The sequence below is a fragment of the Novosphingobium sp. ST904 genome, from assembly GCF_001298105.1.
GTDB lineage: Bacteria > Pseudomonadota > Alphaproteobacteria > Sphingomonadales > Sphingomonadaceae > Novosphingobium.
In genome coordinates this window covers 77,207-102,781 of record NZ_LGJH01000153.1, presented here as the reverse complement: position 1 = coordinate 102,781, position 25,575 = coordinate 77,207, and the positions used below count along the sequence as shown (strand labels likewise).

The 25,575-nt window shown below is 64.8% G+C and carries 18 protein-coding genes and 7 pseudogenes; 6 read left to right on the top strand and 19 right to left on the bottom strand.

Features of this window, described 5'->3' with window-relative positions; genetic code table 11:
* Positions 1-98 precede the first annotated feature (98 nt).
* Together ADT71_RS17890 and ADT71_RS17885 are read left to right on the top strand one after the other, a co-directional pair.
* Positions 99-515, top strand: coding sequence for a carboxymuconolactone decarboxylase family protein (locus ADT71_RS17890; RefSeq protein ID WP_231635986.1), 417 nt, complete (start codon positions 99-101; stop codon positions 513-515).
* An 11-nt stretch (positions 516-526) separates the two neighbouring features.
* Positions 527-1,051 (top strand): cupin domain-containing protein, encoded by a 525-nt coding sequence (locus ADT71_RS17885; protein ID WP_054438950.1) that lies wholly within the window; start codon positions 527-529, stop codon positions 1,049-1,051.
* Here the strand turns inward: ADT71_RS17885 and ADT71_RS17880 are convergent.
* From ADT71_RS17880 to rsgA, 8 genes and pseudogenes are all read right to left on the bottom strand, one after another.
* A complete protein-coding gene (locus ADT71_RS17880) occupies positions 1,029-2,192 on the bottom strand; it encodes a VWA domain-containing protein (RefSeq protein WP_054438949.1) in 1,164 nt (387 codons plus the stop codon). The genes ADT71_RS17885 and ADT71_RS17880 overlap by 23 nt on opposite strands.
* A complete protein-coding gene (locus tag ADT71_RS17875) occupies positions 2,189-3,709 on the bottom strand; it encodes a DUF5682 family protein (RefSeq protein WP_197283070.1) in 1,521 nt (506 codons plus the stop codon). Before ADT71_RS17875 ends, ADT71_RS17880 begins: the two co-directional genes overlap by 4 nt.
* A 79-nt stretch (positions 3,710-3,788) precedes the next feature.
* Positions 3,789-4,418: pseudogene (locus ADT71_RS35090) on the bottom strand (DUF5682 family protein); the annotation flags it as partial.
* 4 nt (positions 4,419-4,422) lie between these two features.
* Entirely contained in the window at positions 4,423-5,502 is a 1,080-nt protein-coding gene (locus ADT71_RS17870) for an AAA family ATPase (RefSeq protein WP_054438948.1), read from the bottom strand.
* A 37-nt stretch (positions 5,503-5,539) separates the two neighbouring features.
* Entirely contained in the window at positions 5,540-6,922 is a 1,383-nt protein-coding gene (locus ADT71_RS17865; RefSeq protein WP_054438947.1) for a DUF5691 domain-containing protein, read from the bottom strand.
* Positions 6,915-8,210, bottom strand: coding sequence for an SWIM zinc finger family protein (locus ADT71_RS17860; protein WP_197283068.1), 1,296 nt, complete (start codon positions 8,208-8,210; stop codon positions 6,915-6,917). Before ADT71_RS17860 ends, ADT71_RS17865 begins: the two co-directional genes overlap by 8 nt.
* A 230-nt stretch (positions 8,211-8,440) precedes the next feature.
* Positions 8,441-8,596, bottom strand: coding sequence for a hypothetical protein (locus ADT71_RS32285; protein WP_165913197.1), 156 nt, complete (start codon positions 8,594-8,596; stop codon positions 8,441-8,443).
* A gap of 4 nt (positions 8,597-8,600) precedes the next feature.
* A complete protein-coding gene (gene rsgA / locus ADT71_RS17855) occupies positions 8,601-9,635 on the bottom strand; it encodes a ribosome small subunit-dependent GTPase A (protein WP_054438944.1) in 1,035 nt (344 codons plus the stop codon).
* Positions 9,636-10,092: 457 nt separating this feature from the next.
* Between rsgA and ADT71_RS17850 the strand changes: the two genes are divergently transcribed.
* Both ADT71_RS17850 and ADT71_RS17845 read left to right on the top strand, forming a co-directional pair.
* Positions 10,093-10,407, top strand: coding sequence for a DUF6481 family protein (locus ADT71_RS17850; protein ID WP_054438941.1), 315 nt, complete (start codon positions 10,093-10,095; stop codon positions 10,405-10,407).
* Between the two features lie 85 nt (positions 10,408-10,492).
* Positions 10,493-11,190, top strand: a pseudogene (locus ADT71_RS17845) (spermidine synthase).
* A 116-nt stretch (positions 11,191-11,306) separates the two neighbouring features.
* Here ADT71_RS17845 and acs read toward each other — a convergent pair.
* Positions 11,307-13,255, bottom strand: a pseudogene (gene acs, locus ADT71_RS17840) (acetate--CoA ligase).
* Positions 13,256-13,513: 258 nt separating this feature from the next.
* Here acs and ADT71_RS17835 point away from each other — a divergent pair.
* On the top strand, positions 13,514-14,026 hold the full coding sequence (locus ADT71_RS17835; RefSeq protein ID WP_054438939.1) for a GNAT family N-acetyltransferase: 513 nt from the start codon (positions 13,514-13,516) through the stop codon (positions 14,024-14,026).
* Between the two features lie 84 nt (positions 14,027-14,110).
* On the opposite strand, the pseudogene lpdA reads toward ADT71_RS17835, so the two are convergent.
* The 3 genes and pseudogenes from lpdA to ADT71_RS17820 form a co-directional block, all read right to left on the bottom strand.
* A pseudogene (gene lpdA, locus ADT71_RS17830) lies at positions 14,111-15,528 on the bottom strand (dihydrolipoyl dehydrogenase).
* A 4-nt stretch (positions 15,529-15,532) separates the two neighbouring features.
* On the bottom strand, positions 15,533-15,871 hold the full coding sequence (locus ADT71_RS17825) for an acyl-CoA thioesterase (RefSeq protein WP_054438984.1): 339 nt from the start codon (positions 15,869-15,871) through the stop codon (positions 15,533-15,535).
* A gap of 43 nt (positions 15,872-15,914) precedes the next feature.
* A complete protein-coding gene (locus tag ADT71_RS17820; RefSeq protein ID WP_054438937.1) occupies positions 15,915-17,225 on the bottom strand; it encodes a pyruvate dehydrogenase complex dihydrolipoamide acetyltransferase in 1,311 nt (436 codons plus the stop codon).
* Between the two features lie 166 nt (positions 17,226-17,391).
* Here ADT71_RS17820 and ADT71_RS17815 point away from each other — a divergent pair.
* Positions 17,392-17,846: pseudogene (locus ADT71_RS17815) on the top strand (universal stress protein).
* Between the two features lie 52 nt (positions 17,847-17,898).
* Here the strand turns inward: ADT71_RS17815 and rnr are convergent.
* The 7 genes and pseudogenes from rnr to phaR all read right to left on the bottom strand — a co-directional run bounded on the left by rnr (position 17,899) and on the right by phaR (position 25,553).
* Positions 17,899-20,149, bottom strand: a pseudogene (gene rnr, locus ADT71_RS35870) (ribonuclease R).
* Between the two features lie 62 nt (positions 20,150-20,211).
* On the bottom strand, positions 20,212-21,087 hold the full coding sequence (locus tag ADT71_RS17805) for a sulfite exporter TauE/SafE family protein (protein WP_054438935.1): 876 nt from the start codon (positions 21,085-21,087) through the stop codon (positions 20,212-20,214).
* Positions 21,088-21,375: 288 nt separating this feature from the next.
* Positions 21,376-22,715 (bottom strand): annotated as a pseudogene (locus ADT71_RS17800) (M28 family peptidase).
* 40 nt (positions 22,716-22,755) lie between these two features.
* Complete coding sequence (locus ADT71_RS17795) at positions 22,756-23,106, bottom strand: DUF805 domain-containing protein (protein ID WP_369818303.1); 351 nt, start codon at positions 23,104-23,106, stop codon at positions 22,756-22,758.
* 96 nt (positions 23,107-23,202) lie between these two features.
* A complete protein-coding gene (locus ADT71_RS31480; RefSeq protein WP_156336659.1) occupies positions 23,203-23,340 on the bottom strand; it encodes a hypothetical protein in 138 nt (45 codons plus the stop codon).
* A gap of 18 nt (positions 23,341-23,358) precedes the next feature.
* Positions 23,359-24,942 (bottom strand): proline--tRNA ligase, encoded by a 1,584-nt coding sequence (gene proS / locus ADT71_RS17790; RefSeq protein WP_369818299.1) that lies wholly within the window; start codon positions 24,940-24,942, stop codon positions 23,359-23,361.
* 53 nt (positions 24,943-24,995) lie between these two features.
* Positions 24,996-25,553, bottom strand: coding sequence for a polyhydroxyalkanoate synthesis repressor PhaR (phaR, locus tag ADT71_RS17785; protein ID WP_054438930.1), 558 nt, complete (start codon positions 25,551-25,553; stop codon positions 24,996-24,998).
* Between the last annotated feature and the right edge of the window lie 22 nt (positions 25,554-25,575).

The window sequence follows — 25,575 nt, the reverse complement described above, 5'->3', positions numbered from 1 at the left end:
GCATTGGCACAACTTGCCCCGCTCTTTTCCCGCAGCGCTGAGCGGCTGAGCCGAGCGCCGACGCCGTGATCCCCGACACTGAAAAAGGAGCCGCCCGAGTGAGCAAGACGACCCGAAACCTGTTTGTCGCCGCGATGCTGCTGCTTGCCGGAAGCGCTTCGACGATGGCCGGGGCCCAGACCGCTCCCACACCGGACGACAAGCCGCCATCGCGGGCGCAGCAATTGATGGGCGATGTTGCCCCCAAGCTCGCCGAACTCACCGACGAAGTGCTGCTGGGCGACATGTGGGAACGTCCCGGCCTCGCCAAACGCGATCGCAGCCTCATCACCGTCGCCGCGCTGATCGCGCTCAACCGGCCTGAGCAGCTTCGCTCCCACATGCGGCTTGCCCGGCAGAACGGCGTGACCGAAGCCGAACTGGTAGAAACGATTACGCAGCTTGCGTTCTACGCGGGCTGGCCAAACGCCATCGCCGCCGTCGGAATCGCTCGCGAGGTCTTTCAGTCAAAATGAGGTATCTTGGGATGAGCAATCGGGCGGGCCGCACGATCGCGGCACTGGGAATGGCCTGCCTGTCCGTCACCGCTCTGGCGCAAGAACCGGAAAAAGCCGAACGGCGGGGCGTTTCGGTCATCCGGGCGGGAACTGGTCCTGCGGCAAAAGGGCCGGCACAGAACTTCACGGGGACGGTCCGCGTGGAAGGTCGCTTTCAGCGTGAAGCGCCGGCGCGGGTGGGCGGAGCAACCGTGACCTTCGAACCGGGCGCGCACACGGCATGGCATACGCATCCGCTGGGGCAAACGCTGGTCGTCACGCGCGGCCACGGCTTCGTGCAGGAGTGGGGGAGCCCCGCGCAGGCGTTCGTGCCCGGGGACGTCGTCTGGATACCGCCCCAGACCAAGCACTGGCACGGCGCGGCCCCGCATGACGGCATGACACATGTCGCCATTGCCGAAGTTCAGGATGGCAGCTCCGTCACGTGGATGGAGCCGGTCAGCGAAGTGCAATACCGCGAAGCCGTGGCCGTCATTCCGCGCGGACCGTCTTGATATCCTGATCGGCGGCCCAGCCGTTTATGTCCTCCCGGCGCAGCGCGGCCGCCATGAGGCCGGGAAACTGGTCGGGCGTACATGCAAAGACCGGGATGCCGAGCGCCGCCACCCGTGCGGACAGGGCGGGATCGTAGGACGGGCGGCCACTGTCGGTCAGCGCGAGCAGGACGATGACATTGACGCCCGACAGCACCATTGCGGCAAGGCGGTCAACCAGCGCGTCCGCGTTCCCGCCTTCGTAAAGGTCGGTAATCAGGATCAGGTGAGACTTGGAGGGACGTTCGATCCGGTCCTCGCAATAGGCCACGGCTCGGTTGATGTCGGTGCCGCCGCCGAGCTGGATTCCAAACAGCACTTCCACCGGATCCGCCAGTTCCCCGGTCAGGTCGACGATTGCCGTGTCGAAGCAGACCAGCCGGGTGGTCACCACCGGCAGCGAGGCCATCACCGCCGCGAAGATCGAGGCATAGACCACCGAACTTGCCATCGAGCCGGACTGGTCGACGCAGAGCACGACCTCATCCAGATCCACGATCCGTCGCTGCTGGCGCATGAAGCCGATCAGCCGTTCCGGAACGACGGTCCGATGCTCCGGCTGATAATGGCTGAGGTTTGCGCGAATGGTGCGCGGCCAGTCGATATCCGAGAAGCGCGGGCGGCTGGTGCGGCGAGACCGGTCCAGCGCGCCGCGAATGGCCTCTGCAGTGCGCCGCTCCAGCCGTTCCATCAGTTCCGCCACGACCTTGCCGATGACGACACGGGCGGTTTCCCTGGTCTTTTCCGGCATCACGCCGCGCAGCGCCACCAGATCGGCGACGAGGTTCACGTCCGCCTCGACCGTGGCGAGAAATTCGGGTTCGAGCAGCATCTGGCGCAGGCCCTTGCGCTCGAACGCGTCCTTCTGGATCACCTGTACGACGGAGCCGGGAAAGAACTCGCGGATGTCGCCCAGCCATTTGGCGACGCGCGGAGCCGATCCGCCAAGCCCGCCGCGCCCTTTCGTCTCAGTGCCATCGCCATAGAGCGCGGACAGCGCCCGGGACATCCGCCGGTCGCCGTCGGACAGCGCCGCAGCCCCCTCCTCTGCCTCGGTTCCCAGCGCCAGCGTCCATCGGCGGTCGCGCTCCATGTCGCTCATCGCGGTGCTCCTGCATTCATGAGGCCCAGGACGCGGGCTTCATGCGCGGGCCAGATCGCACCGGCGCCGGGCAGCAGCCGATAGCCGCGCGCATTCGATGCGCCGCGGCCCAACGCCGCATCCATGAGCCGCCGCCGCGCGCTGCGGTCAAGGCTGGAAAGGACGCGGCGAAACAGTGGCAGGTTGGCGATGAACGTCTCTTCGTCAAGCCCGGTAAGCCAACCGTCTACGGCATCGCGCAGCGGCGCATCATGGACCAGTCGCTCACCCATGCCCGCAAGGAACCCTTCGAAGAAACCCGCCGCCTGCGGAACCGGTGTCCCCGGCGACAGCATCCGGCCTAGCAGCGTGGCCGCTTCTTCCGCGGTGAGCAGATCGGCCTCGTAGAGCAGGCGCGCGGCGGCACCGGCAATGAGGCGCGTCGCCCGGTCATCGCCGATCAACCTGCGAAGCGCATCGTGCCAGGTTCCGGCGATCGCGCCGCCGAGCTGGGCCAGCTGGATGGCCGCTTCGGCCGCAAGGATGGCATCGCGCAGGGCGGCCGCCGGCTCGGCATCGAGATCGCGCGCCGCGTAGGGCAGCGCCAGGGCCGCCTGGACGACCATGCGCGGCATGAGATCGGCAAGATGCCCAGCCATGCCGCTGCGCGCTTCGCCGTAGCGCAAAATGTCGGCCATGGCGGGCAGCGCGGCGAGCAAGGCAAGACAGTCGCTGGTGAGCGCCGCTTTCGTTTCGAGCAGCCCGGTGCCGAACTCCGCTGCGCCGGGCAGACCGGCGATCATCGCGCTGCGAACCAGCCCGGCCAGCGCGGCGAGATCGGGTTCGGCGCGCATCGCATCGGTCAGACGCCCGGTCGCCGCCTCCGCGATCGTCGAGCCGTGGACGAGGTTCTCCACCAGCCGCACGGCAAATTCCGGTTCCCAGCACAGCAGCCAGTTCTCCCGGAAGGTGCCCCTGCTCCGCCCGGCATCGGCCGCCCTGCCCCACGGCACGTCCAGCGCCGCCAGCCTATGAAGCAGGGTCGAGCGGGCAAGCCCGCTCTCGCTGCGCAGGTCCAGCGTCAGCGCGCGCTCCAGCGCTTCGGGCTTGAGCCGCGCCGCCTTCTGCTGGCGTTGGAGATCTTCCAGCAGGGGAGCCAGAGGGGTGTCGGCCGGGATCGTGCCCACACCGGCCCCCACCAGCAGTTCCGCCGCGATATCGTCCCACACCGCCCGCTCGCCGTTGCACAGGCAGGCGACGGCTGCATCGCGCAATTCCTCGAAGCCGGGATGCGGCCGCGCCCGCATTGCCGCAAGCGCATGGCCCAGCCGCTGCGCCTCGATCACCGAGGCGGTGGAGACGAAATGGCCGCGTTCGCGCATGATGCGGGCGATGCGGGCCAGCCAGATCGAATCCCGGTCGGAGGCATGCCGGGTGTTCCAGAGATGCGCGCACCAGCCCGGCGCCACCACACCGGCGCCATAACCGCTCGCCCGGGCGAGACGCGGTTCCGTCCACGGTGCCCAGGTTGCCCGCATCCTCGACTTTCGCACGCCCCTTCAGCAAGGCACGGTCAGCGGTGAGGCCGTGCCGCGCGGCGAGTGCGGGCACGTGCCAGGCCCCGCATATGACCGCAACCGGTCCCTCGCTCTCCTTTGCGGCCCGCGCGATCTCGATCCGCATGTGCGCCTCCCGTGCCGCTTCCCGCGCGGGGATAGCGCCCGCTTCGCTGCGCAGCGCGGTCATCGCGTCGGCCACCGCATCGAACACTGGCCCCGATGAAGGCGTTTCCTCGATCACGTCCGACCACCAGCTTTCGCCGTCATCGTAACCCGCCGCGGCGGCCAGCACGCCGATGGGATCGTGGCTGATCGGATCGTCACCGGTACAGGCGGCCGCTTCCTGCCCGGCGCTGCCAGCGTGTTCGCCGAGACGGTCAGACGCGGGCAGGTCGATGAAACGCAGCCCCGCGCCCCGCGCCATGGCCCAGCGCGCCGCCTGATATTCCGGCGAATAATCCGCGAAGGGGAAGAAGCTGGCCTCCGAGGGATTGTCCTCGGCATATGTCAGCAGCGCGACCGGCGTTTCCATTGCCGGATCGGCCAGCATCGGCAGCAGGTGGGAGGCATCGGACGGTCCCTCGATCAGCACGGTAGCCGGCTGGAGCAGGTTGAGCGCCTCCACCAGCCGGCGCGCGGAGCCGGGGCCATGGTGGCGGATGCCGAACAGCGATACCTCTGCCGCCATGGGCTCAGATCATCTCGGTGAGCGAGGCGTAATAGCTCTCGAAGCCGCGCCGCTTCTTGAGCACCGTTTCCAGGTATTCGCCCAGCACCGCCCTGTCCTGCACCGGGTCCTTCACCACGGCGCCGATCATGTTGGCCGCCAGCGTTTCCGGCGTCAGTTTGCCGTCGTTGAAGAAGGTCGCCTGACTGATCCCGCCGACCATCACGCCGATGGCCTCTGCCGTGGAGAGCCCGCCCGACGGCGATTTGAGCGCGACCTTGCCGTCCTCCGTCGATCCGGAGCGCAGTTCGCGGAAGATCGAAACGACCCGCGCCACTTCCTCGGCAACGTTCCGGGGGGCGGGCAGATCGAGGCTCTGCGCCATTTCGCCCACGCGCTTGACGATGATCGCCACTTCCTCGTCCGCACTGTCCGGCAGCGGCAGGACCACGACGTTGAAGCGCCGCTTCAGCGCGGAAGACAGCTCGTTCACGCCCTTGTCCCGGTTGTTGGCCGTGGCGATGATATTGAACCCCCGCTGCGCATAGACGGCGCTGTTGAGTTCGGGGATCGGCATCATCTTTTCCGAGAGCACGGTGATGAGCGTGTCCTGCACGTCGCTGCCCATGCGGGTCAGTTCCTCCAGACGGCAGAGCTTGCCCGCTTCCATCGCCCGCATCATCGGCGTGGGTACCAGGGCTTCGCGGCTCGGCCCGTGCGCGAGCAACTGGGCGTAGTTCCAGCCATAGCGCACCTGGTTCTCGTCCGTCCCGGCAGTGCACTGGATCACCATCGTGGAATCGCCGGTGATCGCGGTGGCGAGATGTTCCGAGACCCAGCTTTTGGCCGTACCCGGCACACCCAGCAGCAGCAGCGCACGGTCGGTGGCGAGCGTGGCCACGGCCGTCTCGATCAGCCGCCGGTTGCCGACGTACTTGGGGGTGATGACGGTTCCGTCCGCCGCAGTTCCCCCCATGAGGTAAGTGACCACGCGCTGCGGGGATAGCGCCCAGCCGGGAGGACGGCGATCGCTGTCACCCGCCGCCAGTGCGGCGAGTTCGCCGGCATGGATGGTCTCCGCCGGGAGACGCAGAATCTCGCTCATGGTATCGCTCCTCTATCGTCCAGTGCGGCGTTCAATCTCAGCATGTCGAGACGCGGATCGGATGCGAGCATCCCCGCCGCCGCCAGATGTTCCAGTGCCTGTGCGGCTGCCGCGCGCGAGGCCACAAGGCCCAGCGCGAGCAGCTCGGCCGCGTGATCGCCGGGCCGCGCGCCATCCTCGCCGAGCTTTTTCCGCAAGGCGCGCCGGCGGGCGTGGCGATGACATTCTCCATGCTGCCATCGCCGTCCATGATGCCGAGCGCCTGCGCGAAGCTGGCGCCCGCACCGCGCAGCGCCTGCATCGCGGCGGCGCGGCGCTGCCCGGGCGCGAGACGCGGGACCAGCGGGCCGAACCGGAACGGATCAAGGGCATCGCTGCCCGTAAGCGCCTCGGCAAGCAGCGCGACGATGCTATCGGAAGCGGAGCGCGCAGCCATCTCCGCCAGGGCACGGTCGGCCATGGCATCGCCGTTCCACGGCCAGGCAGCGATCAACCGTTCCGGTTCAAGGTCCAGAGCCTGAGCGAAAGCGGCGAAGGAAAGCGTCTCCATCAGCGTGTTTCGGCGATTGCGCTGGGCGGGCGTCTTGAGCGCTTGCGGCACGACAACGCGCCCGCGCCGGAGCAGGCCCCTGGCCTGCACGGAAAAGAAACCGGCAAGCTCCGCCGCATCCTCGCCGCCCCGGACCCCATGGCCGAGCCGCGCCAGCAGCGAAGCGGCAAGAGCCTTGACGCGGGGCGCACGATCGCCGCCCAGCCCTTCGAGAAACGGGATATCGGCCTCCGACAGGCCGCAGTCGAGCAGTTCCAGCAGCCTCACACGTAGGTCTGCGGTTTCGCCGCCGATCTTCGCGGACAGCAGGGCCACCGCGCGCTCCGGCTCTTTCCCTCGCAGCACGGCGAATGCCGCCCGCCGCGCGGCGGGCTGCCACAGGCTCCAGTTCTCGGCCGTCAGGCCCTCGCCGTCCGCTTCCGCCCGATGGGACGATGCAGCCCGCTCCGCCGAGGCGGCCCAGTCCTGCCACGGTGCGTAGATGTCCGGCACATCGTCATTCGCGCCGGGCAGCCAGTCTCCGGGATGGAGCGTCCAGCCGCGAGAGTTCAGGAATGCAAGAAAGGCCCGGAGATAGCCCGGCTCGCGAACCTGCTGCAGCAGGCGGCGTGCGCGTGGACGCAGGTTCTCCGCAAGCGGCGGGTCCGTCAGCCGGGGCAGATCGGCCAGCATGCGGACTTCACCTGTCGGTTCGGCAAGCGTGAGCACGCCGAGAAACTGGCCGGACAGCGCCAGCAGTCGCAGTTCCGCCTCCTGCGCATCATCTCCCATCGGTTCGCGCCACGCGGCAGGAGCAGCGTCAACCGCGCTGCCGCCCATCGTCCAGCGGGTCAGCACCGACCCCAGTGCGCCGGGAATCCCGTCAACCATAGCCGATGCGCCCCCACGGCGTGTGCGCGGCGAGCAGTTCGATCCGCCCGCCCGACCAGAGCACGGCGGCCTGCGTCATCTCGGTTCCGGCGATGACCCCGCTGACCTCGCCGGCCAGCGGAAGCGCCGCGCCCCCGTCATTTGGCTGCCACCATGGCAGGTCGGCACTGTCGAAACCGATGCGCCCCCGGCCAAGCAGGATCGGCCGCTCGATCGCCCATGGTTCCTCCAGCAAAGGCGCCGTCAACACGTCTTCCAGCGCCGCCGATGCCAGCGGCCATTCAACCGGCGCGCCATCGGTGGGCGCAGTGCCCCGCTGCACGAGCACGGCGCGCAAGGGATGACGCGCCGGATAGAACGCCAGTTCGCCCTCGAACTGTTCGCCCGGCGTGAAAACCGATCCGCGGCGCCCGGTGCCGGCGGGGAAGAAATCGAGCAGCATCGCAAAGCGCGGTCCGCTCTCGCCAAGGTTCAACAGCCAGCCGGTTTGGGAAACCAGCCCGTCGCGCCGCGTGCGCACACGCTCGCCCAGCACTTCCCAGGTGGAAGAGACGCGAAGGGCCGCGCCGTCCGCCAGCAGCGCCTCGCGGGCTTCGGCGGTGGCAACGGCGCGGCGGATCTCGGGATCGGCGGGCGAGGCGCGGTAGGCGCGGGACAGCATGACGAGCCGCGCCAGCTCCACCGTGGCTCCGCGAATGCGGTCTCCCGCCGGCAAGGCAAGGACACGGGCCGGAAGTTCATCGACATGACCGGCAAGTGCCGCTGCCTTGCCGTCTACAAGGCGGGCGCCGATGCGGCGGCACCGCGAGGTCGCATCCTCGATGAAACCGCCGAGGCCGAGGCGAAGCTGGTCGCTCACCCATTGCTCCAGCGCGCCGAGTGCATCGAGGATCGCCTGGTGCGTATCCTCGGCGCGTTTCGCCGAAGCGGCCTCGCGCCGGGCCGCTGCCTTGGGGTCTTCAGCCGCCGCAGGTTCCGCGCGGCGCGCCGCCGCAAGATCCTTTTCCGCAGCGGGCGCGCTTTCGGCAGGCGGGCGGGCGGAAGTGCCGGAAGGCCGGCGACGTCCCAGCCAGTCGCTCACCCAATCCGGCGTTTCGCCGCCGGGGAAAGGAACCACCGCCTCTGCCCGAAGCCAGAGCAGCGCGAGCACGTGCTTGCAGGGAAACTTGCGCGAGGGACAGGTACATTTGTTCCCGAGATCGCGCAGATCGGCCATGACGCGGTAGGGATTCGCGCCCGAGCCCGCGCACTCGCCCCAGATCAGGGCTGCATCGTGACTGGCGCCCACCGCCCGACCTACTTCCCCGGCCGGCCAGCCCGGCGGCCGCCTTGAGCGATGCCTGGTCGGCGGCGAGCTTTTCCACCGCCTGCAACTCGATCGCCACGCTACCCCCGAATCTACCCCATCAGGATGATAGGCCGCGGCGATGAAACCTCAACGACATTGATAGGGAACGGTAAAAGGCAATGCCCGGCCCCGGCCCGACCCCATCAGGCCAAGCCGGGGGCACGGCTGTTTCAGTCCGCCTTCCTGGCCTTGTGCTCAGCGAGGAGCTTGTCGAGTTCGTCGATCCGGAGCCGCTCGGGCGTGCCCTTGGCAAGGCCCTTCAGGCGGCATTCGGCCCACAGGCTCCGGCGCTCGGATTCGAGGGCCTTGAGGTAGAGATCTGCCATTGTTTCATTTCCTCTTTCGGGGATTTTTCGGACCCGACCGGCGTCCCGCCGTCCTGGCGGTGCCTTCGGTGTCCTCGATGATGAGCTTGCGCCAGCGTTCAAGCCGTTCGGGCGTCAGCGATCCCTGCCGCAGCGCGGCCTGCACCGCACATCCCGGCTCCGAACCGTGGCTGCAATTGGTAAAGCGGCATTCCAGCGTGAGGGCGACGATATCGTCGAACACTTCGGCAATGCCGAAAGCGGCATCAGGCAACTGGAACTCCCGCATGCCGGGAGTGTCCACCAGGCAGCCGCCCTTGATCGGGCCGTCCAGCCGGTGCAACTGCCGCACGGTGGTGGTGTGCCGGCCCTTGCCGTCGATCTCGCGGATGGACTGGGTGGCGATGCTCTTCGACCCGCGCAGGGTGTTGACCATGGTGGACTTGCCCACGCCCGACGATCCCAGCAAGGCAACGGTCTTGCCCTTGCCGCAGTACGGCGCGAGGTTCGACACGCTCTGCGGATCGCGGCCGTTGACCATCTCGACCTCCAGCCCCGGCTGCAAGGCGCGCGCCGCTTCGAGGAAGGCTTCCGGATCTTCCGCAAGATCGATCTTGGTCAGCACGATCACCGGCTTCACGCCCACGTCCCGCGCAAGCACGAGATAGCGTTCGAGGCGCGCGATATTGAAATCCTGGTTGCACGACGTGACGATGAACAGCGTATCGACATTGGCTGCAATGAGCTGAATCCGCCGCTGGTCCAGCGGAGCCTTGCGCTTGAACAGGTTCATCCGTTCAAGCAGGCGCAGCGGCTCTCGCGTTTCGCGGTTTACCATCAGCCAGTCGCCAACGGTGGGGCGATCCTCCGGCCCCTTCGAATGCGGAAGAGTGGAAGAGATCATTCCTTCTTGGCCGACCCCCGCGATCTCGATCATGCCCCGGTGCACCGCCATCACCCGCACGACGCACGCTTCGCCCTGTTCTTCACCGGGGACAAGCTGGCTGCTGAAGAAGGCATTCCAGCCGAGGTCTTCGAGAATGGCGTCAGAGGCTTCCATGAACTCGGCAGGGACTTTCTTTGATCCGGGTCCAGGTTTTCGTCCTGGCCCGGGCATGCCGGCGCGGCATCGTGGAACCGCGGGAGCGGCTTTGCAGGTCGCATACAGATTGTTGCGCCGTGGGAACACCATTACCTTTGCGGCGCCTGTCCGGCCGGTACGGCGGGAGGGCCATTCCTGCACGAAGCAACAGTCCGTGACAGAAAGCGCATGTCTTGATAATGGGCGATTCCACTGATGTCGCCCTTTGAAGGATAATGGCTGGGTGCGGCGTGCACCTCACCTGTCCTCAAGACGCTGCAAGCAGGGCCTGCGCCGCGTTGGACCAGGCCCGTCAACAAAAGATCAGGGACGATGTCCATGATCGTCCGGAACCATCCCGTTCTTCAACACCTCCAAGGATGATGATCCCATCACATCCGCAGCCGGTGGCGACGACGCAATTAGGTAGAATACAATGGCAGCATACAAGGAGCCGGGCGTGGCAGCCCGGCAGAACGCCGCGGCTGAGGCGCGGGCCAAGGCGCTCGCAGCGCTGAAGGCGAAGGCTCCGATCGATCCGGCCGTCCAGGCGGAACGCGTGGCGAAGGCTGAAGCGCGCGAGCTGGCCCTTGCGGAAAAGCGCAAGGCGGCCAAGGAAAAGCGCGAGCGTGACCTTGCAGCCAAGGCGGAACAGGCCGCAGCGGCCGCGCCCAAGCCCGAGCCTACCGAGGAAGAGCGCAAGGCGGCGCGTGACGCCCGCTACGCCGCGCGCAAGGCACGCGGGAAGTAATTCTGCACCCTCACCCCCAGTCCGCGATCGTCCATTCCGCGACCGATGCCGGGATCAGGAGTTGAACGCTCCTGTTTCCGATCTTCTGCCCGGCGACGAGCTCATCGATATAGCGCACGTTCCGAACGGCGACCGTTTACGGCTCGTGCGCAACGGTGACGATTTTGTCATTCTGCTCGACAAGCACGAGCTCATGAGTACCGATCTCTTTTCGTCGGAAGAGGCACTTGCCACGATGACCTGCGAGCGGCTCGGCACCCGTGCCGACCTGCAGATGCTCATCGGCGGCTATGGCATGGGTTTCACCTTGCGCGCGCCCTCGAAACCCTGGCGTCCGACGCCCAGGTCATCGTGGCGGAGATCGTGCCCGAGATCATAAAATGGGCGCGCGGACCGATGCGGGCCTTCACGGCCGGCTGCCTGGACGACGCCCGGGTCCAGCTCGTGCAGGACGACGTCGCGATACTGATAAATGCGGCGGATAGCGCCTATGACGCGATCCTGCTCGATGTCGACAACGGCCCCGAAGGGCTCACCCGCCGGGTGAACGACTGGCTCTATTCGCGAATGGGCCTCAGGGCCGCCATGACGGCGCTGAAGCCTCGGGGTATCCTGGCGATCTGGTCGGCAACGCCGGACGCCGAGTTTTCGGCGCTGCTCGCCGCGATGGGTTTCGAAGTGACGGTCGTCTCCGTCGAAGCCTGCATCGGCGAAGCGCCCGGCCAGGAGGCACCCGGCGACGAACCGCTGGAGCACGTCATCCTGTTTGCGCAGAAGCCGTGATCGGTCCGCCGCAGGCCGGGCGAAAGCCTGATCGAACAGACCGTTTTGCAAAAGGGGCGGGGAGGCGAATCTTTCATATTCGTCTCCCGCCCGTTTTCGCTGCGGTCCTGCGATCTTCAGGCCGCCGCTGGCTGGGGCCGGTTGGCGATCAGGTTGTCGACCACCGAAGGATCGGCGAGCGTCGAGGTATCGCCGAGGTTCGAAAAGTCGTTCTCGCCGATCTTGCGCAGGATGCGGCGCATGATCTTGCCCGAACGCGTCTTGGGCAGGCCCGGCGCGAACTGGATCACGTCAGGCGTGGCGATCGGCCCGATTTCATGGCGGACCCACTTGATGAGTTCGCGGCGCAGGGCCTCGTCCGGCTCGACTTCGGCATTGCAGGTGACGAAGGCGTAGATCCCCTGCCCCTTGATCTCGTGCGGCATGCCCACCACCGCCGCCTCGGCCACCGCCGGATGCGCGACCAGCGCCGATTCGATCTCGGCGTGCCCATCCGGTGGCCCGATACGTTGATGACGTCGTCGATCCGCCCGGTGATCCAGAAGTACCCGTCCTCGTCCCGGCGGCAGCCGTCGCCGGTGAAGTAGGTGCCGGGGAAAGTGCTGAAATAGGTCTTGAAGAAACGCTCGTGATCGCCCCAGACCGTGCGCATCTGGCCGGGCCAGCTATCCGCGATGACAAGGCAGCCGTCGGCCGCTCCTTCCAGGACGGTGCCGTCGTTGTCCAGCAGCACGGGCTTCACGCCGAAGAACGGCTTGCTGGCCGAACCCGGCTTGAGCGCGGTGGCGCCGGGCAACGGGGTTATCATGGCCCCGCCCGTCTCGGTTTGCCACCAGGTGTCGACGATCGGGCAGCGGCCCTCGCCCACGACCTCGTGATACCAGGACCAGGCTTCGGGATTGATCGGCTCGCCCACCGAACCGAGCAGGCGCAGGCTCTTGCGGCTGGTCTTCTTCACGAATTCGTCCCCCTCGCGCATCAGCGCGCGCAGGGCCGTGGGAGCACCGTAGAATATCTCGACCCCGAACTTGTCGACCACCTGCCAGAACCGGCTGGCGTCGGGGAAGTTGGGAACGCCTTCGAACATCACCGTGGTCGCGCCGTTCATCAGCGGCCCGTAGACGACATAGGAATGCCCCGTGACCCAGCCGATGTCGGCCGCGCACCAGTAGATCTGGCCGGGTCGGTAATCGAAGACGTATTCATGCGTCATCGAAGCCCAGACGGCGTAACCGCCGGTGGTATGGAGCACACCCTTGGGCTTGCCGGTGGAGCCGGAGGTGTAGAGGATGAACAGCGGGTCTTCGGCGCCCATCTCCTCTGGCGGGCAATCGGCGGACTGCCCGCCCGCGGCGGAAGCCCAGTCGATGTCGCGCCCTTCGACCATCGGCACTTCGGCGCCGGTATGCGCCAGCACGATGACGCTGTCGACACCGGGACACGCCTTCAGCGCCTCATCGACATTGGCCTTGAGCGCAACCTTCTTGCCCCCGCGCAGCCCTTCGTCGCTGGTGAGAACGATGCGGCTGTCACAATCCTGGATGCGCCCCGCCAGCGCATCCGGAGAGAAGCCGGCAAAGACGATCGAGTGGATCGCACCGATGCGCGCACAGGCCAGCATGGCGACGGCTGCCTCGGGCACCATCGGCAGATAGATGGTGACGCGCTCACCCTTCTTGACGCCGCGTGCCTTGAGCAGGTTGGCAAAACGGCAAACGGATTCGTGAAGCTCGCCGTATGTGATGCGGCGCTCGGGATTCTTCGGATCGTCCGGCTCCCAGAGGATCGCTATGTCGTTCTCTCGTGCCTCTAGGTGTCGATCAAGGCAGTTCGCCGAGAGATTGAGCGTGCCGTCCGGGAACCATGAAATACCGAAGTCCGCCTCGTTGAAGCTGGTCTGCTTAACCACCTCGAAAGGCTTGATCCAGTCCACCCGCTGCGCTTCTTCCCGCCAGAAACCCTCGGGATCCTCGATTGAACGGGCGTACATCTGCTGATAGCGCGCCTCATCGATCAGGGCGTTCTCGGCCCATTCGGCGGGCACGGGATAGATGGCCTCGGCCATGACTTCCTACTCCTCTCGCCAGGCACTGCCCGGCAAACGACATTCTAGGCCAGCTTCGCGAGCGGCCGGTTCCTCCCTACATTAACCGATGAATCGCCAAGCGCTACCTGTCTTGCAACGACTTGTCCCACTAGCGGGACATAACTGGCAGGTCGTGTTAGCCTTGGCCGCAGGCGACGGCGTTCGATGATCCCGATCAATGCCGGATCATGGTACAAGCGCCTAAGGAACCGACACAATTCCAGTGGAGTTCGACCCATGTCCCTCAATGACGCCATCACGCTGCCGACCCGTTCCGGGATCGTGCTCGACGTCCGCCCGGCCACCCAGAACGATGCCGAGGCTCTGGCGGAATTCTTCGAACGGGTGACCGATGACGACCGGCGGTTCCGCTTCTTCGCCGCCGCCGACAGGGTCAGCCCGCAGCAGATCGCACCCATCGTCAAAGCGGACCATTACCGTACCGAATCGTGGCTGGGATTCTCTGAAGACGGCGGGATCATCGCCTCGGGCGTGCTCGCCTTCGACGACAACAGCGATTCCGCCGAAGTAGCGATTTCAGTGCGAGCGGATCACAAGGGCAAGGGCGTGGGCTGGGCCATGCTCGACTTCCTCGGCAAACAGGCCGATGCCCGCGGCTGCAAGCGCATCATCGCCATCGAGAGCCGCGAAAACAGCGCGGCCATCGAAGTGGAACGTGACAAGGGCTTCATCCCCGAACCCTTCATCGGCGATCCCACTCTGGTCATACTCTCCAAGAACTTCGGCTGAGCGCGATCCTCCGCTACCGAACCAAAGAGAAAGGGCGGGCCCGCAAGGACCCGCCCTTCTCATTTTCGTCCGGAGACGCGATCCTTAGAAGTGGATAGCGCGACCGTAAGCCGAGAGCGTCGCCTCGTGCATCATTTCCGACAGTGTCGGGTGCGGGAACACGGTCTGGATCAGCTCGGCCTCGGTGGTTTCGAGGGTCTTGCCGACCACGTAGCCCTGGATCAACTCGGTGACTTCCGCGCCGATCATGTGAGCCCCCAGCAATTCGCCGGTCTTGGCGTCGAACACGGTCTTGATGAAGCCTTCCGGCTCGCCGAGCGCGATCGCCTTGCCGTTACCGACGAACGGGAAGTTGCCGACCTTCAGCTCGTAGCCCGCTTCCTTGGCCTTGGCCTCGGTCATGCCGACCGACGCCACCTGCGGGTGGCAGTAGGTGCAACCCGGGATGTTGTTACGGTCGAGCGGGTGCGGGTGAACATCCTTGTTGCCCAGTTCCTGAGCAATGGTTTCGGCAGTGGTGACACCTTCGTGGCTGGCCTTGTGCGCCAGCCAGGGGCCTTCCACACAGTCGCCAATGGCCCACACGCCCTTGACGTTGGTGCGGCCGTAGGGATCGACCTTGATGTGGAAGCGCTTGTCGGGTTCGATACCGAGATCTTCCAGCCCGATGTTCTCGACATTGGGGACAATGCCGATCGCGACGATGACATGGCTGAACTCGACCGTTTCAGTCTTGCCCTTCTTGTCGGTCAACGCAACCTTCACGCCGTCCTTGCCGACCGCGATATCTCCGGTCTTGGCGCCCGTCATGATCTTGAGGCCCTGCTTGGTCAGCGCCTTCTCGAGGAAGGTGGAGACGTCGGCGTCCTCAACAGGAACGATACGGTCCATCATCTCGACGACGGTCGTATCGACACCCATGTCGTTGTAGAAGCTGGCGAATTCGATACCGATCGCGCCCGAACCGATGACCAGGAGCTTCTTCGGCATTTCCTTCGGCGTCATCGCGTGGCGATAGGTCCACACGCGCGCTCCGTCGGCCTTGGGCTTGGGAAGGTCACGCGCGCGGGCCCCCGTGGCGATGATGATGTGCTTGGCGGCCAGTTCGGTCGCCTTGCCGTCGGCATCGTGACGGAGAGCTTGCCCGGAGCCACGAGCTTGCCGTTGCCGAAGTGCACGGCAATCTTGTTCTTCTTCATCAGGTGCGTAACGCCCTGATTGAGCTTGTCGGCTACCCCGCGCGAGCGCTTGACCACCGCGTCGAGGTCGGCGGTGATGTTGTCCGCCGCCAGGCCGTAATCCTTGGCATGCTTCATCTGGTGGAACACCTCGGCCGAGCGCAGCAGCGCCTTGGTCGGGATGCAGCCCCAGTTGAGGCAGATGCCGCCGAGGCGTTCGCGCTCGACGATGGCGGTCTTCAGTCCGAGTTGCGCACAGCGGATCGCCGAAACGTAGCCGCCGGGGCCGGAACCGAGGACGATGACGTCGTAAGTATCAGCCACTGAGTTATTTCTCCTGATCGATGACGCGCGGTTTGCCGAATTCGTTCACCGCGACGAAGGTGAACACCGCCTGTGTCACCTTCACTTCTTCCTCTTCATGCCGGTGCCGACGCCATGCCTCGATGGCGATGGTCAGCGAAGTACGGCCCACGCGCTGAATTTCGCCGTAGACCGAAACCTCGTCGCCAACCTTGACCGGCAGGTGGAACTGCATGCCGTCCATCGCCACCGTCACCGCGCGACCGCGCGAGCGACGGGCGGCGACGAGGCCGGCACCCATGTCCATCTGGCTCATCAGCCAGCCGCCGAAGATGTCTCCATAGGCGTTGGCGTCAGCCGGCATGGCCGTGACCCGGATCACCGGGTCGCGTGGATGCTCGCTCACGTCAGGCGACCATCCCGAGCGGGGTCTCGACGTATTCGCGGAACGCGGCCATCAGGCGCGCACCATCCGCACCGTCCACCGCGCGGTGGTCGAAGCTGCCGGTTGCGCTCATGACGGTCGCCACGCCGAGCGTGCCGTCGGGCATGACCCACGGGCGCTTGTCACCCGCGCCGATCGCCAGGATGGTCGACTGCGGCGGGTTGATGACGGCCGAGAACTGCTTGATGCCCATCATGCCCATGTTCGAGATCGAGGCGGTGCCGCCCTGATACTCGCCGGGAGCAAGCTTGCCCTCGCGGGCACGCGTGCCAAGATCCTTCATGTCCTTGGCGATCTGCGAGAAGGACTTGCCGCTCGCATCGGTGACGATCGGGGTGATGAGCCCGCCGGGGATCGAGACCGCGACAGAGATGTCGGCTCTGGCGTAAGTGATCAGTTCGTTGCCGGCGAAGGTCACGTTGCACTCCGGCACGTCGATCAGCGCGCGGCCAAGTGCCTTGACCAGCATGTCGTTGACCGAGACCTTCACGCCCTGCTTTTCGAGCATGGCGTTCAGTTCGGCGCGCAGCGCCATAAGCTTGTCGAGGCGGACATCGACCGAAAGGTAGATGTGCGGCGCTTCCTGCTTGGACTGGGTAAGGCGCTTGGCGATCGTCTTGCGCATTCCCGAAAGCTTGGTGACCGCGTGCGGAACCCGATCGTCGAGCAGCGCACGGGTTTCCGGTGCCATGTCGACGGCAGGAGCCTTGGCTTCGGCGGCGGCGGGCGCGGCGGCAGCAGGTGCCGGAGCAGCGGCGGCAGGCTTGGCCGAACCGGGCTGCGCGCTGTCGACGTCTGCCTTGACGATGCGGCCGTTCGGGCCGGAACCCTTCACGGTGGCAAGGTCTACGCCCTTGTCGGCGGCGATACGCTTGGCAAGCGGCGAAGCGGCAACGCGGCCGTCCTTGGCAGCAGGCGCAGAGGCGACCGGGGCAGGCGCGGCGGCAGCCGGAGCCGGAGCGGCATCGGCGGCCTTGGGGGCTTCGGTCTTGGCGGCGGCAGGTGCGGCGGAAACGGCACTGACGTCTTCACCTTCACCGGCGAGGACGGCGATCACGGTTCCAACCTTCACGCCTTCGGTACCTTCGGCGATCATAATCTTGCCGATGGTGCCTTCGTCGACGGCTTCGAACTCCATCGTGGCCTTATCGGTTTCGATTTCGGCCATGATATCGCCGGAACTGACGGTGTCGCCTTCCTTAACCAGCCATTTTGCCAGTTTTCCCTCTTCCATCGTGGGGGACAGGGCGGGCATCTTGATCTCGATGGGCATGGAAGCTTGTGTGTCCCTTGTTTTCCTGGGGAGGTGTGCGGGGTCCGCCTTTCCTTGGACAAGTTGAGCCGCGCGCACAAGCGCCTTCGCACGCCTTTTTTCGCATTCGTGATGGCTTGCACCGTGACCTGAATAGCCCGATAACCCGTGTTCAAGAGGGAACACTATGCGCATCTACCTGGTCATCGTCGACGAAACGGAAGAAGCGCTGGTGGCGCTGCAATTCGCGGCACGCCGCGCCGCGAAGACCGATGGTGCACTGCATCTGCTGGCCCTCGTGCCGCCCCAGCCGTTCAATGCCTTCGGGGGGGTTCAGGCTACCATCGAGGAAGAGGCCCGCGCCCGTGCGGAAACGCTGGTGACGGCCGCCGCCGGCAACCTTTTATCACAAGGCGCTAAGATGCCGGTAATCTCGGTCCGCATGGGCGAGGACATCAAGATCGTGCGGCAGTACCTGAAAGAGCACGCCGAGGTCTCGGCACTCGTGCTCGGCGCCGCCCGGGAAGGCGGGCCGGGCCCACTCGTTGCGCACTTCACCGCGCCGGACTGGGGCAGATGCCCTGCCCCGTTTTCGTGATTCCCGGCACCCTCGATGCCGAAGCGATCGAGCGCCTGAGCTAGGATCGCAAAAGCGGCGTTCGTCCCGAAGCGAATCCGGGACGGAAACGACCGACTACTTCCTGCGCCCCTGATGCCGAATGTTGCCGGGCCGCCCGCGCTTGCCGACGAAGTGCTTGCCCTTCTTCTTCAAGTCCTGAGGCTTGCCGCGCGGCTCGATGCGGCCGCCGCCCTCTTCCAGCTCGAACTTGAGCGCACCGGTAAGCGGATTGGCCTCGGCCAGGCGCAGCCGCAGGATCTGGCCCATTGCATAAGTGGTGCCCGTGCTTTCGCCTTCGAGAATCTGTGCCTTCTCGTCATAAGAGAAGCGTTCCGCGCCCAGAGTCGAAACCGGCACCAGACCATCGCCACCAAGGCCGATGATCGTGGCGAAGAACCCGAACTTCTGAACTCCGGTGATGCGCGTGTCGAACACATCACCGACACGGGCGGAAAGCCATGCCGCAACGTATCGGTCGATCGTCTCGCGCTCGGCCTCCATGGCGCGGCGCTCGGCGGCGCTGATGGCCTCGCTGACGCGGCCGAGATCGTCACGGTCGCGCTCAGACAAGCCGGAGGTCGCGGGAATCTTGCCCTTGGGCGCCGGTTGCTCCAGTCCATAGGCATCGACCAGCGCGCGGTGGACCAGAAGGTCGGCATAGCGACGGATCGGCGACGTGAAATGGGCGTAAGAACCGAGCGCGAGGCCGAAGTGACCTTCGTTGCGCGGCCCGTAATAGGCCTGTGTCTGGCTGCGCAGCACCGCTTCCATGATGAGCGCCTTCTCGCTCTCATCCGCGATGTCCTTGAGCATGCGGTTGAACAGGCCCGGCGTGATGACCTGCCCAAGCGAAAGCTTGCGCCCGAAGGTGGCAAGATAGTCTTTCAGCGCCATGAGCTTTTCACGGCTGGGCACTTCATGGACACGGTAGACCACCGGCGCGACCTTGGCTTCAAGGGCCTTGGCTGCTGCAACGTTGGCGGAGATCATGAAATCCTCGACCACGCGGTGCGCCTCAAGACGCTCGCGCAGGGCGATTTCGGCAATGCGGCCCTGATCGTCGAGCTTTACCCTGCGCTCGGGCAGTTCAAGTTCGAGCGGATCGCGGTCGCTGCGCGCCTGGGCGAGCACCTTCCAGCAAGCCCACAGATCCTGAAGGTGCGATTCGGCACGGCCTTCATCAATGCGTGCCTGGGCCTCCTCGTAAGCGATCACTTCATGGATGCGGACGACGCGCGTGTGAACCGCCAACCAACGACCTTCCCCTGCGCATCGATCTTGAGGTGGCACGCCATGGCCGCGCGGTCCTCTCCCGAGCGCAGCGAACACACGTCGGCACTGAGCACTTCGGGCAGCATCGGCACGACGCGGTCGGGGAAATAGACCGAATTGCCACGCCGCCGCGCCTCGCGGTCAATCTCACCACCCGGCCGCACATAGAAAGAGACATCGGCGATGGCGACGAGTGCATCGAATCCGCCCTCGCGTCCGGCTTGGCCCAGATCGCATCGTCATGGTCGCGGGCGTCCGAAGGATCAATGGCGACTATCGGCAGATGCCGCAGGTCTTCGCGCTTCTCGGCGCTGAGCGGCATCTTCGCCGCGGCCTCGGCTTCCTCGATGGTCTCTTCGTTGAAGCGGTTCGGGATACCGTGCTTGTGAATGGCGATAAGGCTGAACGCTTTGGGCGCCAGTGGCTCGCCCAGGATTTCCGTGACCTTCACCGATGGATGCGCGGATCGCCCGATCGGTTCGGCCAGAACTAGCTCGCCTTTTTCGGCGCCGCCAAGGTCGGAAATCGGGGCAGAACTGCGGACACGCTTGTCAACAGGTGCCAACCATGGCTTGCCCGCACCGTCGATCTCGACGACCCCGAGAAGCTGCTCGGATCGCAGGGTGAGCTTCTTCATCGGCCAGGCGCGCCACCCGGTGGGAGTTTCCTCGGTGCGCGAAAGTACGCGATCGCCCTTCTTGAGCGCCGAACCACGCCCCTTCTCCACCAGGCGAATGCGCGGTGGCGGCGTTGCATCGTCCGGTGTCCAGGTGTCGGGAATGGCGATCGCCTCGCCTTCCTCGATCTGGACCACGCGAAGAACAGTGACCTTGGGCATACCGCCCATCCGATGAAATGCTGTGCGCTTGCCGTCGATCAGGCCTTCCTCGGCCATGTCCTTCAGCAGCGACTTGAGCTGAATCTTCTCCTGCCCTTTCAAGCCGAATTCACGCGCAATTTCGCGTTTGCCGACGGGGTCGGACGAATTCTGAATGAGATCGAGGATTTGCTGGCGTGTCGGCAGGCCAGGCTCGGGCCGGTTCTTGGGAGGCATGACAGCGCCATGCGCCCGTTCAGGGCTTATTGCAATGGCGCCGCATCATTGCGGCGCCGTCATCACGGGTGCTGTTCAGGAATTTCACCCTCGATTGTCGCGGCATGGGCTGTTGCCGGCGTTGGCAGCGCCTTGTCTGCCGAATTGGCCTTCAGGAACAGTTGCCAGGAGGAAACGGCGAGAACGCAGGCCAGAAGAGGCTGGAGAATCCTGTCCGGCGCATGGGACGAGAGGTAGCTTCCAAGAATGACCCCGGGGATCGATCCCAGCAGCAATACCGCCAGAAGTCCGAAGTCCACATCACCGATAAACCAGTGCCCCACGCCGGCGATAAGAGCCAGCGGCACGGCATGGGCAATATCGGAGCCGACGATGCGGGCGACGGGCAGCTTGGGATAGAGCATGAGCAGCACGGTCATGCCGATCGCGCCCGCTCCTACCGACGAAATCGATACCGCAACGCCGATTGCCGCTCCGAGCAGCACCGTCCCTCCCACGACCCGAGAGCGGGGCTGGTCCGGATTAATGTCATGCGCGAACTTGAGCAGCCATTTCCGACAGACAACCGCCACCGCCGTCAGGCCGAGGAGGACCGCCAGCGAGATCATGATGAGATGTTCGGTGGAATTGCCGATCTTGCCGAAGTACGACAGGAAACCGAGAGTTACGATGGCTGCCGGCACGCTGCCGCAAGCCATGCGGCGCACGATCGTCCAGTCGACGGTGTTGCGCTTGCCGTGAACCGCGGAACCGGCGATCTTGGTCACCGCGGCGAACAACAGGTCGGTGCCTACCGCTGTCTGCGGACTGACGCCGAACAGAAGCACCAGCAGCGGCGTCATGAGCGAGCCTCCGCCAACCCCGGTCAGCCCCACCAAAATACCCACCAGCATACCGGCCAAGGCATGCAACAGGTCGAAATGTTGTGTCAGGCCCATGATCGCTTACCGTTTCCCTTGGATAACGGCGCCGTCCAGATATTCCCACGCTTTGGCAAGCGATAATGGCAAGTTGTTGCGATATATCCCGGGTTGTGCCCCGGCCTTGCGATTGTCATCCAGATCCCCTTCAGCCCGAATTTCCCGCATCACTGCTGCATAACAAGCCTATCCGCGAGCTGCGAACCGAGAATGCACCATCCTCGGTCAGCACACTCCCGATTGCAGGCATTAGCAACCGAATTGGACGCATCGGATCTTCCGTCGGCAATGCCTGAAACATCCGCCTCAAGGCAATTGCGCAAGCGGAGTAAAACCCCCGCCCGGAACGGCGGCTGCAATCGGACTGGCACTGCCGTCCGCCGCGATCGATCTTACGCCGAGTATCCAGTCGTCGCCGCGCAGTCCTTCAAGCTTCACGCTGGTTTGCGAAGTCTTCGCCACCAACGGCTGCGCTTCCCATTCCGGCGCATCGGTGCGTCGGCGCCATACCGAATAGCCGGCAGCCCCCGCCACTGCCTTCCAGGTCACGTCGGTCCAGGTCTTGACCGCGGCGTCCGCCACCGGCTCCGGTGGCATGGGTGCGCTGGCGAGCGCAGCCAGACCTGCGATGTTGAGGCGCGTGACCTTGGCGAGATAGGGGAAATCCATCTCATCGATGGTATCGCCGAACTTCACGCCGTTTTCGGTGCGCAGGTCTTGATGCTGATGGTCATAATCCTCGATCGCGACCGAGAATCTCACTGCCGGATTTCCCTGCTCCAGGAACGGAAGCTGATCGCCGCCGCGCCCCATACGGTCGGCGCGCCAGACCTGCCGAACCGCGAGATCATCCTGAACGCCTCCTGCCAGAGCGGCAATGTAGCGAGAGATATTGCGGCCGGGACTATCGTTTTCACCACCAAAACGGCGGGCATCAGCGCGTGTCTTGTCCGTTGCGTCAGCACGCGGCCCTTCGGAAAACACGCGCACATGCCGATCGTCGACGAGACCGTCGGAACCATGGGTGCCGCCGACGATATCGTTGTTGAAGACGGCCTTGACAGTCCAGCCCTGTTTTCTGGCGTAATCCGCCAGCAGCTTGCCGCCATATAGCCCCTGCTCCTCGCCCAGAAGGCGGCGTAGACGATCGTGGTCGGAAACTTTCGCCTGGACAGCACGCGGGCGGCCTCGAGAACGAGCGAGGTGCCTGAAGCATCGTCATTGGCACCCGGTGCATCGCTCTTGATATCCATCACATCGGTCACGCGGCTGTCGATATGAGCCTGGACGATCACCACTTCATTGGGCCGTTCGGTACCGCGCTGTATCGCAACCACGTCCACCATCCTGACTGGCGTCGGAATGCGCGTACCGCTCACAATGGCTTCCGGCATGGTGACTTCGAGGCAACCGCCACAAGCCTTGGAGGTTTTGCGGAGCTCGTCGGCGGCCCAGCGCCGGGCCGCGCCGATCCCGCGCTTTGGGTCGGTATCCGATGAAAGCGTGTGGCGGGTGCCGAAGGACACCAGTTTTTCCACATCGGCGCGCATCCGGCCTTCGGAAACTTCGGCCGAATCACCGGCTGAAGCGGGGATGGCGTAAATGATCGAGGCGGAAAGCGCAGTCGCGGCCAGAAGCTTGTTCATGTACGCGCTTGTCACGCCGGATATCCGGGTTGGCAAGAGGTCAGACGCGAACCGGCGGAGGTCCGTAGCGATTGGTCCCTGGGCTGGAAGGCCATACGCCGAACACGATGACAAGCAAAATGGCCGCGTAACCGAGCAGGCTGGCGCCCACCAATTTCGATTGCATCGCGAATGCCGTTTCAAAATTCTCCGGCGAAACGGTGCGCATAGTCGAAACGATCTCGTTCATTTTCGACCAGACAATCGCCTTCGAAGAGAGTGAGAGCAGGAAAGTCAGAACCGATATCCAGCCCGGCCTCCCGGAATCGTGCAGGCGGCGGGCGAAAGCGGCCATCAGCAGGAGGCCGGCCAGAACCGAAACGATGGAGGACACCGTCATCGACGTCCTCATGTAACCGGCCATCTGGGCCATCAGGCGGACCTGCATGTCGGCCGCAGTGGCACCTTGTTGAGCGGCGACTGAAAGCGCCTTTCATCATTCCACCCATCATCGGCATGGCCATGACCATGCGACGAGATACTGGATGACGACGAGGAAGAGGACGTAGAGCCAGAACGTCTGGCGGGCATCACGTCCCCTGAAGTTCAACAGGTTCGACAGGTTGTACTTGATCGATCCCAGCACGCCCTCTTCCCCTTCAGATCAGTAGGACCTTGCGACGTAGATCCGCTCGACCGCCGGCTCTCCGGAGAATACGCAAGGGCCGGTGACCGGCGCAGCGTCCAGCGGGGTGTTGCGGATGGTGAGCTTCAGCGCCTTCAGCTTCTGCACCACGGCTTCGAGTTCGGCACCGGTCGGCCGCGACCATTCGACCTCGACCCAGCCCGGATAACGCTTGCCTTCCGAGAAGAAGGAAGCAAGTTCGTCGAAGCTCGCAGCGCGCGAGATGTTCGCATCGAGCTTGCCCTTCGCCTCGGCGAAGAGCGAGGTCTGGATATCCTCGATCTCTGTGGCCGCGCGGGCGATGAAATCTTCCTTCGCCATGGCAGCAAAGTTAGCCTTGGCCGCCTCGTTCCAGAGCTTGTCGCGGCGCAGCATCGAGACCTGCCCGCCGGCAGCATCGCGGCCGCCGATCTCGAGGATGAGCGGAACGCCCTTCTTGACCCAGGCCCAACGCTTCTGGGTCGCCTTGCCCGGACGCTTGTCGAGCAGGACGCGCAGCGGTTCCCCAAGTGCGAATTGCGTGACGAGCGCCTTGCGGAGTTCCTCGCAGTAAGCGAGCAATGCTGCGTCTTCGTCGTTGTCGCGCAGCATCGGCAGGATGACGATCTGGTGCGGCGCGATCATCGGCGGCACGCGAAGACCATCATCGTCGCCGTGCGTCATGATGACACCGCCGACCATGCGCGTGGAAGTGCCCCAGCTCGTCGTATGCGCGTACTGCTGGGTGCCTTCCTTGTCCTGATACTGAATGCCTGCCGCTTCGGCGAAGCCCGTCCCCAGGTAGTGCGAGGTGCCCGCCTGAAGCGCCTTGCCATCCTGCATCATGGCTTCGATCGAGTAAGTCGCGACCGCGCCGGGGAAGCGTTCATTCTCAGGCTTTTCGCCCGCGATCACCGGCATGGCCAGCTCGTTCTCGGCAAAGTCGCGATACATCTCGAGCGCACGCAGCGTCTCGATCATGGCATCGTCACGGTCGGCGTGGGCAGTGTGCCCTTCCTGCCAAAGGAATTCGCTCGTCCGCAGGAACATGCGGGTGCGCATTTCCCAGCGTACGACGTTGGCCCACTGGTTGACCATGAGCGGCAGGTCGCGCCAGGACTGCACCCAACGCGCCATGGCAGCGCCGATCACCGTCTCCGAAGTCGGGCGGACAATCAGCGGTTCTTCCAGCTTCGCTTCGGGATCGGGCACAAGGCCGCCCTTGCCGTCACCGACGAGGCGATGGTGAGTGACAATCGCCATTTCCTTCGCAAAGCCTTCGACGTGCTCGGCTTCCTTGGCGAAGTACGAAAGCGGAATGAACAGCGGGAAGTAGCAGTTCGTGACGCCGGCAGCCTTGATGCGGTCATCCATCAGGCGCTGGATGCGCTCCCAGATACCGTAGCCCCACGGCTTGATCACCATGCATCCGCGAACGCCCGATTCCTCGGCCATTTCGGCCTCGGAAATGACTTCCTGATACCACTGGGCGAAGTCGTCCTCGCGCTTGGTCGAGAGGGCGTGACGAATGGCGGACACGATTGCTTCTTCCTGATCTGCGATGCGACGGACCATCCGTTGCATTCAAGGCAATTCGCGGCGCCTTGTTCGCGCCGCGAAGGACCATGCGCAGACCCTTATTTGCCCAGCGCGTCAAGCCTCTTCTGGATTTCGGCCATCTGATCGCGCAGTGCCGAAAGATCGCCTGCCTCTCCGGCTGGAGGGGCTTTGGGTTCAGGCTTTTCCGCTCCCGGCATGAACGCGGCGGCGGCGGCCTTGAACATCGCCATGTTCTGTTCGGCCAGCTTCGCCAACGGGTTGTTGCCGAGGCTGTCCTCGAAAGCCTTGTGGAGCTTCGTCTGATTGGCCCGGAAGTTGTCCATCGAAGCTTCGAGATAGTGCGGAACCAGCGACTGCATCGAATTGCCGTACATGCTGATAAGTTCGCGAAGGAAATTCACCGGAAGCATCTGCTCTCCGTTGGATTCCTCCTCCATGATGATCTGCGTGAGGATCGTGTGCGTAATGTCGGTACCGCTCTTGGCATCGAGCACTTTGTAATCGACACCTTCACGGGTCATCTTCGCAAGATGATCGAGCGTGATGTAGCTCGAGGAACGTGTATTGTAGAGACGACGGTTTGCGTACTTTTTTATGATTACCGTGTTGTCGTCCTGCGACGCCGTTTCAGCCATTGCCAATCCCCAGTCCAGAATG